12 protein-coding genes are annotated in these 13,498 nt (G+C 63.3%); 3 read left to right on the forward strand and 9 right to left on the reverse strand.

Annotation, left to right across the window (positions count from 1 at the left end; translation table 11 throughout):
- Positions 1-117: 117 nt before the first annotated feature.
- From betA to betI, 4 genes are read right to left on the reverse strand one after another with little or no spacing between them, the layout of a single operon-like run.
- Positions 118-1,770, reverse strand: a complete 1,653-nt coding sequence (gene betA / locus EOB59_RS17915; RefSeq protein ID WP_127810950.1) for a choline dehydrogenase — start codon at positions 1,768-1,770, stop codon at positions 118-120.
- Positions 1,763-2,764, reverse strand: a complete 1,002-nt coding sequence (locus EOB59_RS17920) for a threonine/serine dehydratase (RefSeq protein ID WP_128288926.1) — start codon at positions 2,762-2,764, stop codon at positions 1,763-1,765. Before EOB59_RS17920 ends, betA begins: the two co-directional genes overlap by 8 nt.
- Positions 2,764-4,293, reverse strand: a complete 1,530-nt coding sequence (betC, locus tag EOB59_RS17925; protein WP_164895681.1) for a choline-sulfatase — start codon at positions 4,291-4,293, stop codon at positions 2,764-2,766. The genes EOB59_RS17920 and betC overlap by 1 nt, the downstream gene beginning before the upstream one ends.
- Positions 4,290-4,880 (reverse strand): transcriptional regulator BetI, encoded by a 591-nt coding sequence (betI, locus tag EOB59_RS17930; RefSeq protein ID WP_127810947.1) that lies wholly within the window; start codon positions 4,878-4,880, stop codon positions 4,290-4,292. The genes betC and betI overlap by 4 nt, the downstream gene beginning before the upstream one ends.
- Positions 4,881-5,072: 192 nt before the next feature.
- On the opposite strand from betI, the gene EOB59_RS17935 reads away from it, so the two are divergent.
- Positions 5,073-6,239, forward strand: coding sequence for an acetyl-CoA acetyltransferase (locus EOB59_RS17935; RefSeq protein ID WP_127810946.1), 1,167 nt, complete (start codon positions 5,073-5,075; stop codon positions 6,237-6,239).
- A gap of 25 nt (positions 6,240-6,264) precedes the next feature.
- Entirely contained in the window at positions 6,265-7,269 is a 1,005-nt protein-coding gene (locus tag EOB59_RS17940) for an asparaginase (protein WP_127810945.1), read from the forward strand.
- Here the strand turns inward: EOB59_RS17940 and EOB59_RS17945 are convergent.
- A complete protein-coding gene (locus EOB59_RS17945; RefSeq protein WP_127810944.1) occupies positions 7,262-8,638 on the reverse strand; it encodes a TIGR03808 family TAT-translocated repetitive protein in 1,377 nt (458 codons plus the stop codon). The two genes, EOB59_RS17940 and EOB59_RS17945, sit on opposite strands and share 8 nt — an antisense overlap.
- A 119-nt stretch (positions 8,639-8,757) precedes the next feature.
- Between EOB59_RS17945 and greA the strand changes: the two genes are divergently transcribed.
- On the forward strand, positions 8,758-9,231 hold the full coding sequence (gene greA, locus EOB59_RS17950; RefSeq protein ID WP_127810943.1) for a transcription elongation factor GreA: 474 nt from the start codon (positions 8,758-8,760) through the stop codon (positions 9,229-9,231).
- On the opposite strand, the gene EOB59_RS17955 is transcribed toward greA, so the two are convergent.
- The 4 genes from EOB59_RS17955 to EOB59_RS17970 form a co-directional block, all read right to left on the reverse strand.
- Positions 9,228-9,617, reverse strand: a complete 390-nt coding sequence (locus EOB59_RS17955; protein WP_127269972.1) for a type II toxin-antitoxin system death-on-curing family toxin — start codon at positions 9,615-9,617, stop codon at positions 9,228-9,230. The genes greA and EOB59_RS17955 overlap by 4 nt on opposite strands.
- Positions 9,614-9,835 (reverse strand): AbrB/MazE/SpoVT family DNA-binding domain-containing protein, encoded by a 222-nt coding sequence (locus EOB59_RS17960; RefSeq protein WP_127269970.1) that lies wholly within the window; start codon positions 9,833-9,835, stop codon positions 9,614-9,616. The genes EOB59_RS17955 and EOB59_RS17960 overlap by 4 nt, the downstream gene beginning before the upstream one ends.
- 70 nt (positions 9,836-9,905) lie before the next feature.
- A complete protein-coding gene (gene scpA, locus EOB59_RS17965; protein WP_128288919.1) occupies positions 9,906-12,029 on the reverse strand; it encodes a methylmalonyl-CoA mutase in 2,124 nt (707 codons plus the stop codon).
- Positions 12,026-13,468: a methylmalonyl-CoA mutase subunit beta gene (locus EOB59_RS17970; protein ID WP_128288920.1), complete on the reverse strand. Its 1,443-nt coding sequence runs from the start codon at positions 13,466-13,468 to the stop codon at positions 12,026-12,028. The genes scpA and EOB59_RS17970 overlap by 4 nt, the downstream gene beginning before the upstream one ends.
- Between the last annotated feature and the right edge of the window lie 30 nt (positions 13,469-13,498).

A 13,498-nucleotide genomic window follows, 5' to 3' on the forward strand; every position in this document is an offset into this window, starting at 1 on the left:
GCCTTCGTCCTCGATGTAGCGTCCGTTGACATAGTGCGATGCCGTGGGCTGAGCGCGCATGGAAGTCTCCAGATTGTCTTTCGCGGCATGCGGATCGTGCAGTCACACGATCATGCTCTATCTGTCCGACGCCTGCCAGCGCGGATTGATCCATGGTTCCTGGTTGGACGGCGCCAGCGGCGTGCGGCCAAGGATGTGGTCGGAAGCCTTCTCGCCGGTCATGATCGAGGGCGCGTTGAGATTGCCGTTGGTGACGCGCGGGAAGATCGACGAATCGGCGACCCGCAAGCCTTCGATGCCGATGACCCGGCACTCCGGATCGACGACACTCATCATGTCGTCGGCGCGGCCCATCTTGCAAGTGCCGCAAGGATGGTAGGCGCTCTCGGCATGATCGCGGATGAAGATGTCGAGCTCGTCGTCCGACTGCATGTGGCTGCCCGGCGAGATTTCCTTGCCGCGATAGGGGTCGAACGCCGACTGCCCGAAGATCTCGCGCGTCAGCCTGATGCAGTGGCGGAACTCCGCCCAATCGTCTGGATGCGACATGTAGTTGAAGCGGATCACCGGCTTGGATTTCGGGTCCGGCGAACGCAGCGTCACCGAACCGCGCGACTTCGAGCGCATCGGTCCGACATGCGCCTGGAAGCCGTGCGATTTCGCAGCCGCCTTGCCATCATAGCGGACTGCCGCCGGGATGAAATGGTACTGGATATCGGGGTAGTCAACGCCGGCGCGCGAGCGCACGAAGGCCGCCGCTTCGAAATGGTTGGTGGCGCCAAGCCCGGTCTTGAGGAACAGCCACTGCGCCCCGATGAGCGCTTTCGAGAACGGATTCAGCACCGAATTGAGCGTGATCGGCAGCAATGATTCCTGCTGGATGTAGAGCTCCATATGGTCCTGCAAATTGCGGCCGACGCCGGGCCTGTCGGCCACCACCGGAATGCCGTTTTCGCGCAAATGTTCGGCCGGGCCGATGCCGGACAGCATCAGGATCTTCGGCGAATTGATCGACGATGCGGCGACAATCACCTCACGTCGCGCCTTAACAACCTGAATCTGTTTGTGAGCTTCGATCTCGACGCCGATGGCGCGCTGATTCTCGATGATCACCCGCCGCGCAAAGCCCTTGACCAGACTTACGTTTTTGCGCTTCAGCGCCGGCTTCAGATAGGCCGATGCCGCCGACCAGCGGCGACCGCCGCTGATGGTCTGCTCCATCGGCCCAAACCCTTCCTGCTTGGAACCATTGTAGTCTTCGGTCAGTTCGAACCCGGCCTGGCGACCAGCCTCGACAAAGGCGCCATAGAGCGGATTTTTACGCGAGCCGCGCTGCACATGCAGCGGCCCGCCATGGCCGCGCCAGCCATCCTCGCCGCCGTCCGAATTTTCCATACGCTTGAAATAGGGGAGCACGTCGGCGAAGCCCCAGCCGGCCGCACCCTCTTCGGCCCAATGGTCGAAATCGCGGGCGTGGCCGCGCACATATACCATACCGTTGATCGAGGACGAGCCGCCGATCACCTTGCCGCGCGGTGTCGCCAGCACACGGCCGCCGAGATGCGGCTCCGGCTCGCTGGCAAAGCCCCAGTCATAGAGGCTCATGTTGAGCGGGATCGACAGCGCCGACGGCATCTGGATCAGCGGCCCGATATCGCTGCCGCCGAATTCGATGACGATGACCGAATGCTTGCCGTCTTCAGACAGGCGATAGGCCATGGCCGAGCCGGCCGAGCCGGAGCCGATGATGACGAAATCTGCTTCAAGCATGGTTCATATGCGCCATGAAATCGGCGAGCGAGACATTGCCGCCGGTAGCCACAACAAGGGCGGTCTTGCCCCTCACATCCACCTTGCCGCCGAGCAGTGCGGCGAGCGAGGCGGCCCCCGAGGGCTCGAGCACCAGCTTCATGCGCTCGAAAGCGATCCGCATGGCGCTGCACACCGATTGGTCGTCGACGGTGATGCCGCGAACACCGGCGGTCTTGACTGCCGCGAAAGGCGCGTCGCCCGGCCGTCGCGACATCAGCCCGTCGCAGATCGACTTCGGCCCGATCGGCATCGTCTCGATGCTGCCATGTGCCAGCGACGAGCCCATGCCGTTGAAACCTTCAGGTTCGACGCCGATGATCTCAGTGGCGGGCGACAGATAGTGGAAGGCGAGCGAAACGCCGCCGATCAGCCCACCGCCACCGACCGAGCAGAACAAAAGATCGGCGCTGGCGCCTTTGGCTTCGAGTTGGTCAAGCGCTTCGAGGCCGGCGCCCGCCTGGCCGGCAACGATCTCCGGATCGTCAAATGGATGCAGCAGGGCCAAGCCTTCGGTCTCGGCGATCTCACGTGCCTTGGCGGCGGCGACTTCCTCACGCGCGCGTTCGCCATGGTCGGTCAGCACGACGCGGGCGCCATAGCCGGCCGTAGCATCACGCTTGGCGGTCGGTGCGTCGATCGGCATGACGATGGTGACGGGAATGCCGAGCGCCTGGCCGGCAGCCGCCAGCCCTTGCGCGAAATTGCCGGAGGAGTAGGCGACGACGCCTTTCCTGGCCTCATCAGTGGAAAGCTGCTTCAGGCGCCAATAGGCGCCGCGCACCTTGAACGATCCGGCCCATTGCAGCGATTCCGGCTTGATGAAGACGCGGGCCGCACCCGTCTCGCGGGCCAGTGCCGCCGATTCCAGCAGCGGTGTGATCTGCGTCGCGCTGGAGGTGACGGCATAGGCCTGCTTGAGGTGGTCGAGGGAGGGGACGAGAAGGTCTGACATCATTCGCCTCGCGGATACCTTTTGCTCTCTTCGAGAGTGTCGAGGTTCATGTGATTGCGCATGTAACGCTCGGACGCTTTTTGCAGCGGCTGGAAATCCCAGGGGTAATAGGCGCCGTTGCGCAGCGCCGGATAGACGACCCAGCGGCGCGCCTGGTTTTCGCGGACAGCGGCGTCGAAGCCGGCCATGTCCCAGCGCGCCTGGACCTTGTCCATGAATGCCGCCACCAGGCCCGCATTGGCCGCGTCGTCGGCCAGATTGTCCCGTTCGAGCGGATCGGCTTCGAGATCGAACAGTTGCGGCGGATCGAGTTCACAATGGACGAATTTGTATCTGCCGTCGCGGATCGCAACCAAGGGCGCGTTGGACCCTTCGGCCGCATATTCCATCAGCACCGGCGCGGTGCGCTCAATACCCTTGGTGAGCGGCAGCAGCGACTGGCCGTCGGTCCACGGCGCGATTGCAGCGATGTCGATGCCGGCGAGGTCGCAAAGCGTCGGCGCCACGTCAAGATTGGAAACCGGCGTCTCGATCAGCCCGGCGTGAACGCCCTTGCCGGCAATCATCAGCGGCACGCGCGCCGAGCCCTCGAAGAAGCTCATCTTGAACCATAGGCCGCGCTCGCCGAGCATGTCGCCGTGGTCCGAGCAGAACAGGATGATTGTGTCGTCGGCCATGCGGGTGCGCTCGAGAACATCCAGGATCTCGCCCAGCTTGTCGTCGACATAGGAGATGTTGGCGAAATAGCCCTGCCGCGAACGACGCACCTGTTCCGGCGTGATCTCGAAGGAAGGATAATCGCTGGCGTGGTACAGCCGCCGGGAATGCGCATCCTGCTCGTCATGCGCGATGAACCCGGTTTCCGGATCCAGCGCCTGGCAATGCTCATAGAGATCCCAATACTGCTTGCGCGCGACATAGGGATCGTGCGGGTGCGACAGCGAGACGGTGAGGCACCATGGCCGATGGCTCGCATCGTCCTGTTCGCGCGAAAGCTGATAGAGCTTCTGTGTGGCTAGGAACACGACCTCGTCGTCATACTCCATCTGGTTGGTGATCTCGGCAACGCCGGCGCCGGTCACCGAGCCCAGATTGTGATACCACCAGTCGATACGCTCGCCGGGCTTGCGGTAGTCCGGCGTCCAGCCGAAATCGGCAGGGTAGATGTCGGTCGTCAGCCGTTCCTCGAAACCGTGCAACTGGTCCGGCCCGACGAAATGCATCTTGCCCGACAGGCAGGTGTAGTAGCCGGCGGCGCGCAGATGATGGGCGAAGGTCGGGATCGACGAGGCGAATTCGGCGGCATTGTCGTAGACGCCGGTGCGCGACGGCAATTGCCCGCTCATGAACGAGGCACGGCCCGGTGCGCAGAGCGGCGACGCCGTGTAGTTGTTGGCAAAGCGCGCCGATCGTGCGGCCAACGCTTTCAGGTGCGGTACGTGCAGAAACTCCGCCGGACCGTCGGGAAACAAGGTGCCGTTGAGCTGGTCGACCATGACGATCAGGAAGTTGGGTCGCTTCATTGTCACTGTTTGCACCGCTCACCGAGTTTGGTTCCGAGATAGTCCTCGACCAGCGCGATCGCGGTCGCGGCGTCGGGCACGCCGTCCTTCAGCGCCCGCCTGATGTAGAGCCCATCGATCATCGCCGCTGTCGCTTCGGCTGCGCGGTCGGCTTCGGCTCTGGGCAAGATGCCGGTCAGCCCGCTCATCAGGTTCGAATGCAGTCGCCGCGCATAGACCCTGAGCAGTCGGCGCAAGGCCGACGATTTCTGCGCTTCGACATAGAAGGCGAGCCAGGCGGCGATGGTTTCCGGCTGGAACTGGATGTCGGAGAAATTGACAGCCACCACGGCCGAAACGCGTTCGCGCGGGGTGGCAGCCGATTGAAGGGCGCGTCGCATGTCGATGGTCAGTTCGGCCAGGATGTGCCGCATCGTCGCCAGCAACAGTTCGTCCTTTGCGCCGAAATAGTGATGGGCAAGAGCCGACGAAACCCCGGCGCGTCCGGCGATCTCGGACATGGTGACGTCGAGCGAGCCGCGCTCGCCGATCGCCGAGATCGTCGCGTCGATCAGCGCCTTGCGGCGCAGCGGTTCCATTCCGACTTTCGGCATCTCGCGATGATCCTTTGAGAAAACAGGATTATTTTTTATTGACGCGTCAATCAACAAAAAAATCGACCGCGATCTTGGCTGTACCAAGCGATTGTCCTTCACGAAGTGGGCAGGATTGTTTATATTTGAACAATAAAGGCGAAATGCGCCCTGAGCCCACATGTTAGGCTGGCGCCAAGGATGGAGACCGCCATGACCGCATGCATCGTTGGCTGGGCGCATTCGCGCTTCGGCAAGCTCGAGGGCGAAACGCTCGAAAATCTGATCGTCAAGGTGGCAACCGACGCGCTCGACCATGCCGGCGTCGGTCCCGACGAGGTCGACGAGATCGTGCTCGGCCATTTCAACGCCGGCTTTTCGGCGCAGGATTTTACCGCCAGCCTGGTGCTTCAGGCCGACGACCGGCTGCGCTTCAAGCCGGCGACGCGCGTCGAGAACGCTTGCGCCACCGGATCGGCCGCGGTCCGTCAGGGCATCCGCGCCATCGACGCCAATGCCGCCCGCATCGTGCTGGTGGTCGGCGCCGAGCAGATGACGACGACGCCGGGGCCGGAGATCGGCAAGAACCTGCTCAAGGCGTCCTATCTGCCCGAGGACGGCGAGACACCGGCGGGGTTCGCCGGCGTCTTCGGCAAGATCGCGCAGGCCTATTTTCAGCGCCACGGCGACCAGTCGGATGCGCTGGCCATGATTGCCGCCAAGAACCACAAGAACGGCGTCGACAACCCCTATGCACAGATGCGCAAGGATTTCGGCTACGAGTTCTGCCGCCAGGAGAGCGAGAAGAACCCGTTCGTTGCCGGCCCACTGAAGCGCACCGACTGCTCGCTGGTCTCCGACGGCGCCGCCGCCCTTATCCTTGCCGACACCGCCACGGCGCTGAAGATGCGCCGTGCCGTTGCCTTCCGCGCCAACGAGCATGTGCAGGATTTCCTGCCGATGTCGAAGCGCGACATCCTGACCTTCGAAGGCTGCGAACAGGCCTGGAACCGGGCGTTGAAATCAGCCGGCGTGACGCTCGACGATCTGTCCTTCGTCGAGACGCATGACTGCTTCACCATTGCCGAACTGATCGAATATGAGGCGATGGGTCTTGCCAAGCCGGGAGAGGGGGCCAAGCTTGCGCTGGACGGCACAACGGCCAGGGATGGCCGCCTGCCGGTCAATCCCTCCGGTGGGCTGAAGGCCAAGGGCCATCCGATCGGCGCCACGGGCGTGTCGATGCATGTCTTGACCGCCATGCAGCTTGTCGGCGAGGCCGGCGGCATCCAGGTGCCGGGCGCCAAGCTTGGCGGCATCTTCAATATGGGCGGTGCCGCGGTCGCCAACTACGTTTCCATTCTCGACCGGATCAGGTAAACCGCCCGCATTTACGGGAGGGTTCATGACAAATCCGGTTCTGATCGAAGTGTTGCGCGGCGCGATCGTCGAGAGCGCGCATCGCGGCTCAGTCGCGGTCTTCGATGGCGATGGCAAGCCCGTCTGGGAGATCGGCGACACAGCCAAGCCGGTGTTTCCGCGCTCGGCGGTCAAGGCGATCCAGGCACTGCCGCTGGTCGAAAGCGGTGCGGCCGATGCCTATGGCTTCGGCAACCGCGAACTGGCGCTCGCCTGTGCGTCCCACTCAGGCGAGCCGGCCCATGTCGAACTGGCGCGATCCATTCTGTCCAAGGTCGGGCTGGATGGGTCGGCGCTCGAGTGCGGCACGCATTGGCCGTCCAATCATGACGCCGAGATTGCGCTCGCCCGCGCCGGCGGCTCGCCGAACGCATTGCACAACAATTGCTCCGGCAAGCATTCCGGCTTCCTCTGCACCTGCGTCCACGCGGGCATTGCGCATCGTGGCTATGTCAAGCCGGGACATGGCTTGCAGGAACTGGTGCGCGACGCCATGCAATCGGTGACGGGCGCTGTCCATGGTGAGGACCAGCGGGCCATCGATGGCTGTTCGATCCCAACCTATGCGGTGCCGCTCAGGAGCTTTGCGATCGGCTTTGCCCGCATGGCCACGACATCAGGTTTTGGCCCCGAGCGAGCCAAGGCCGCGAGGCGGCTGCTGGCCGCCTGCATGGCCGAGCCGTTCTTCGTTGCCGGCACAGGCCGCGAAGACGTCGCACTGATGGAGGCCGCACCAGGGCGGATTTTCACCAAAGGCGGCGCCGAGGGCGTCCATTGTGCCGCAATTCCGGAGCTTGGTCTCGGCATCGCGCTCAAATGCGATGATGGCGCCGGCCGCGCCGGCGAAGCCATGATTGCCACCGTCCTCGCCAAACTGTTGCGCGCCGACGAGGCATTGGCGTTCAAGCTGAGCGAGTTGGCAAACACGCCCATAGAAAACCGCAACGGTGCCAAGGTCGGGGCGCTGAGGCCGACGGCAGCCCTCAACTGACGTGATTGCGCTCGACGGTCAGATGCGCATAGCCGGTATCGTTTGACGAGGCGAGGTCGCCCGTTGCGGGCTCGGCCCAGCGCTGGCCGACAACCGCACCGTTGAGCGCGCCGTCGATGATATTGTCTGAAATGACCGCCGTGCCGGCACCCTCGACCACGGACACGACGATACCGGTTCCGGCCTTGCGGATGATGTTGCCCGTAGCGACGACATTGCGCAGGTAGGGACCCCAGCCGATCTGCATGCCATAAAGCGGCGCGTTCTCGATGACGTTGTTGGAAACGGTGGTGTCGGCCTCAACGCCGATGCCGACGCCAAATCCCGGCGAGTCGGCGGGGTAGGGACCGCTGGTCGACAGATTGCGCACGATGTTGCCGGAGCAGACGCCCATGCGGCCGCCTTCGTTGAAATTGACGATCGAGATGCCGTTGGCGGCGCCGTCGACGATGTTGTTGCTGATGATGGCGCCTTCGAACGAGAACTCGGAATAGACCGCCGTTTCGCCCGAGCGCGAGCAGGTGTTGCCCGATATCTGCAGGTTGCTGGCGCTGTTGGCGCGGATCGCCGAGAAGGCGCAGTCCGAGACGATGTTGCCCGAGATGACGACATTGCCGGCGCGAAAGGCATTGATGCCGTTGCCGTTCTGCCCGGTTCCGCCGCTGCGTGCCTGGATCCGTTGGACGCGGTTGCCGGTGACCATGGTGCCGTCTTCGGCCACCTGCCAGCGGTGCACGAGGATGCCGCCATTGGCGCAATCGGAGACGGTGTTGCCCGTAATGGACAGCCCGCCAGCCTCGACCGAGTAAATGCCGGCATCGGCGGCGCCCGATATCTCGCTGCGCTCGATCCGGCCGATCGCGTGTTCCAGCGCCAGTCCGTTCTTGCTGCTGCCGGTGATCTGACAATTGTCGATGGCGAGGTGCGCGATACGGCGCAGATCGAGCAGCCCTTGCGTGTAATCGCCCATCGTGCGGTTCGAACCATCAAAGACCAGACCGCTGAGTTCGATATGGTCAGCCTGTTCGGCCATGAAAAGGTGGCCGTCACCGCCGTAAACGACGCGCGTCGCGCCCGGCACCCCGGAAAGACGTACGCGGCCGGGCAGTGAAAGATTGGAGACGACATAGGTGCCGGGCGGCAGGAACACCGGCATATCGCGGGCATTGGCGTCACGCAGCAGCTTGGCGAAGGTCTTGCTCTGATCGTCTGATGTGCCGGGCTGCACGCCGAGTTCTGTGGCATTGATCGAGCCGCGCATCGAGGCTTTCTCGATGCCGCTCAAGCTTGCGGCCACCGCCTTGCCGAGCGCAAGCCCCATGACGGCAAAGCCGGCGGTCCCAGTCAGCAGCGTTCGCCTGTTCAACATCGGCACAGAATCCCAGCGTTGAGCCAGCTATCGCAGGAATCGTGCCAGCCGTTCTGTCTCTCCTGCCGAGCGCGCGACAATGGCTTGTCGAGCAGCCTCTGCGGGCCTAAGTTCAGGAAATGAGCAGAGCTTTCACCCGCGAGGAAGACAGCGAAAATGCCATCGCCGGCGTCGGTGAGCGGCCGGTCAGCCACCATCGCAATCTGGTGACGGAACGCGGCCTGGCGCAGATCGAGGACAATCTCGCCGATCTGCGCGACATACTGGCGAAGGCCGAACGCAAAGCCGACCGCGAGCGCATCGCGGTCGTGTCGCGCGACCTGCGCTATTGGACCGCCCGGCGTGAAAGCGCCGAACTCTCGGTGCCGGAGCCGGGCAGTAACCTTGTGCGCTTCGGCATGGGCGTCACGATCGAGAGCAATGACGGCAGGAAGGTCCACTGGAAAATTGTCGGCGAAGACGAGGCTGATCCCACCAAGGGTAGCATTTCGCATGTTTCGCCGATGGCGGTCGCCCTATTCGGCAAGAAGATCGGCGACTTGGCCAGCGTCAACGGCAAGGAATGGGAAATCGTCAAGCTTTCCGAGAGCTAATCCTCGATCTTGACGACATGGTCGCGGAAGAACGCCGCGGCTCCGGCTTCATCGATCTCGCCTGAAGCAACGGCCATGACGAATTCGTAGAGCGTGCCGTTGTCGGCTGTCAGGACATGGCCGTTCACGATCAAAAATGCACCGGCTGCAACTATGGCCGTGCGCTTGTTGCCGTCGACAAAGGCATGATTTCTTGCGATGCCGAAGACATAGGCGGCTGCTAGGTCTTCAACCGAAGGGTTTTCGTAGTTGGCCTTGTTCTCGGCACGCGCGAGCGCAGATTCGAGAGCATTTTCATCTCTCAAACCTTGAGCACCGCCATGCCTGCGCAACTGCTCGGCATGCATCGCTTCAACCGCACGCCGGGTAAGGAACTCCCAGCTCATTCGGCGAGCTTCTGAAGCGCGACCTTGTATTTGTCCATGACCTTGCGAGCAGCTTCCATCTGCCGCTCGAAACTGTCGTCCATCGGCTCAAGGGCAATGCCCTTGTCCGTTTCGACGATCTGGAGCTGATCACCTGTCTTCATGTTCAGACGATCGAGCAGATCCTTGGGCAGGATCACACCTTCCGAATTACCGATCTTGCGAATGGTCGTGTTCATGACAGATATCCTGTTGCAACGCCGATTATAACTCGACCGGCGAGAAGTTGCAACAGGTATTATAACAAGCCTAGCGGACCGCCAGCAGCCGGTCCAGCAGCCGATCCGCCGCCTCCGGAATAACAGTTCCCGGCGGGAAGATCTCGGCAGCGCCGGCCTGTCGCACCGCGTCATAGTCTTGCGGTGGGATGACGCCGCCGGCGACGATCAGCATGTCGCCGCAGCCGAGCTTTTTCAGCGCGTCGCGCAGTTCGGGGATCAGCGTCAGATGTCCCGCCGCCAGCGACGAGGCGCCGACGATGTGGACGTCCTGTGCGACCGCCAGCTTGGCGATCTCCTCCGGTGTCTGGAACATCGCGCCGACGGTGACGTCGAAGCCGACATCGGCGAAGGCGGTGGCGATGACCTTCTGGCCGCGGTCGTGGCCGTCCTGTCCCATCTTGGCGACCAGGATGCGCGGCTTGCCGCCGGTCTTCTTCTCGAAGGCGTCAAGCTTGTCCTGCAGACCGTCGACCACGGGATGATCGCCAAGCGCCTTCCGATAGACCCCGGAAATGGTCTGTACCGTGGCGACGTGGCGCCCAAACGCCCTTTCCAACGCGAATGAAATCTCGCCGACCGTGGCATTGGCGCGCGCCGCTCGGATGGCGAATTCCAGCAGGTTTTCATTGCCTTGCGCGGCACGGGTCAGCTCATCGAGCGCGCTTTCGACGGCGGCGACGTCGCGCGTGCCCTTCAGCCGTTGCAGCTTCGACAATTGCCGGGCCCTGACCTCGGCATTGTCGATCTTCAGCACGTCGACCTCGATGTCGGTCTCGGGCCGATGGGCGTTGACGCCGACCAGCATCTGCTCGCCGGAATCGATGCGCGCCTGCGTGCGCGCGGCGGCTTCCTCGATGCGCAGCTTGGGAATGCCCTGTTCGGTCGCCGCTGCCATGCCGCCGAGCGCCTCGACCTCCTCGATGTGGGCAAGAGCGCGCGCCGCCAGATCATGCGTCAGCCGTTCGAGATAGGCCGAACCGCCCCACGGGTCGATGATGCGCGTGGTACCGGATTCCTTTTGCAGGATGAGCTGGGTGTTGCGGGCGATCCGCGCCGAGTGGTCGGTCGGCAGCGCCATCGCCTCGTCGAAGGAATTGGTGTGCAGCGACTGGGTGTGGCCCTGCGTTGCAGCCATCGCCTCGATCATGGTGCGGATGATGTTGTTGTAGGGATCCTGCGCCGTCAGCGACCAGCCAGAAGTCTGGCAATGGGTGCGCAGCGACAGCGAGCGCTCGTCCTTGGGCGAAAAATTCTTCTGCATCAGGGTCGCCCACAACAGGCGCGCGGCCCGCAGCTTGGCGACTTCCATGAAGAAATTCATGCCGATGGCCCAGAAGAAGGACAGGCGAGGCGCAAAGCGGTCGATGTCGAGGCCCGCCGCGACGCCGGCGCGGGCATATTCGATGCCATCGGCGATCGTGTAGGCGAGCTCAAGGTCGGCCGTCGCGCCGGCCTCCTGCATGTGATAGCCGGAGATCGATATCGAATTGAACTTCGGCATGTTCTTCGATGTGTATGAGAAGATGTCCGACACGATCCGCATCGAAGGTTTTGGCGGATAGATGTAGGTGTTGCGGACCATGAACTCCTTCAAAATGTCGTTCTGAATGGTCCCGGCGAGATCCCTCTGTGCAACGCCCTGTTCTTCCGCGGCGACGATGTAAAGCGCCATGATCGGCAGCACCGCGCCGTTCATCGTCATCGATACCGTCATCTCGTCGAGCGGAATGCCGTCGAAGAGCTGCCGCATGTCGAGGATGGAATCGATGGCGACGCCCGCCATGCCAACATCGCCGGCAACGCGCGGGTGGTCGCTGTCATAGCCGCGATGCGTGGCGAGATCGAAGGCGACCGACAGCCCCTTCTGGCCGGCGGCAAGGTTGCGCCGGTAAAAGGCGTTGGAATCTTCGGCCGTCGAGAAACCGGCATATTGCCGGATCGTCCAGGGCTGCTGGACATACATGGTCGGGTAGGGGCCGCGCACGAAGGGCGGCAGCCCCGGATAGGTGTCGAGATGCGGCAGCCCCTTGAGATCGCTTTGATTGTACAGATGCTTGGCAATGAGCCCTTCCGGCGTGGTCCGCTGGCCTTTGACCTCGACAGGCGTGCGGCGTGGCGGGACCCAGCCGATCTGGCCGAAGTCCGGGATCAAGAGCCGGCTCCGATCGATTGGTCGATGCGGACTGGAAACAGCGGCTCGCAAACGGCAACGCCTTCGGTGAAGGCCGGTCGCCGTTCCGCCGCCAGCGTCTCGACGGGGCGTTCGTTCTTCGATGGATAGAGCGTGGTGCCGATGATGGCCCGTTCACCTGTGCGGTAGGCTGCATTGCGCTGCTCCGCCGCTGCGTGGACGCGCTTCTGGATGTGTCCGTCCTGAAGGCTGGACAGGACACCGCCCTCGGCTTCGATCGTCTGCAACTCCGCCCAGGCCAGTTCGCACAATTCCGCGGTCAGCGCTTCCACAGCGCCGGAACCATAGGCGGGATCGGTGACATGATCGATATGGCTTTCATTGGCCATGATCAGCTGCGTGTTGCGGGCAACACGACGGGCAAAACCCGCCGGCAGACCGTGCGCGATCGTGTGCGGCAGGATGGAGATCGAATCGGCGCCGCCGCACGCCGCGGCAAAGCATGCAATGGTGGTGCGCAGGATGTTGGTCTCCGGGTCCATCGCCGTCATCATGCGAAACGACGTCTCGGCATGGATACTGGCCGTGGATGTCGGGATCGAACAAGCCTCCTGCACCCGCGCCCAGAGCCTGCGCAGCGCCCGCATCTTGGCTATCGACAGCAACTGGTCCTGGTCGACGCTGAGTGCAAAACCGATATGAGGTGCGGCATAGACAAGCGGCTGCCGCGCCGTCTCGAACATTCTGAGGTAGGAGACAGCCGAAGCCAGCATGATGCCAAGTTCCTGCGCTTCCGTGGCGCCGGCATTGTGGAACACGCGCCCGTCAGCTTCCAGCAGCACGCCCGGAACGCCCATCGCGAAGAAATGCGCCAGCGACTGCGGCATGGAGGCCCGCAGCGCCTCGATCGACATGCGCAGCCGACCCGTTCCCGCGAAGATCGCTGCTGGATCGATGCCGAAGGAGAGGTTGAGTTTTGCCGGGTCCGACCGCCGCTTGCTCAGGAAAGCGACCAGCCAGTCGGCCACGGCGCGGCTCCAGGGATGGGCGTCGATGCGAACCTGGATGCGGTTGAGCGGTATGCCGTCCAGCACCGCCTCCAACGCCCCCGCCGTTCTCGGCAAGCCGTATCCGAACGCGTTCGGCGCCCCCTCGAAGACCAGCGACAATCCCGTGGCACCCTGTGCCACATCTTCCAGCGCTTGGCTTCTGGCGCGGTTGGTGTCGGGATCGTCGACCCGCTGGCTGACGATCCATGACGATTTCGGGTTTGCGCGCACGATCGGTTCCGCCGCGGTGCTGCGGTCGTAGAGCGGTTCGATACGGATGTTGTCGTCGCTGTGCGAGACCAGCCTTTCCTCGAAGGAAGCGCCTGCCAAAGCCCTTTCCGCCAATGCGAGCCATCGCTGGCGCTCGATGTTTTCGGGTTCCACGTCCTGGATCAAGGCTCCGGCGCCCATCCGTCCTCCTCGTTTCATGCGGCCGCACCG

It is taken from the genome of Mesorhizobium sp. M7A.F.Ca.MR.176.00.0.0, assembly GCF_004023165.1.
In the GTDB taxonomy this organism is placed as follows: domain Bacteria; phylum Pseudomonadota; class Alphaproteobacteria; order Rhizobiales; family Rhizobiaceae; genus Mesorhizobium.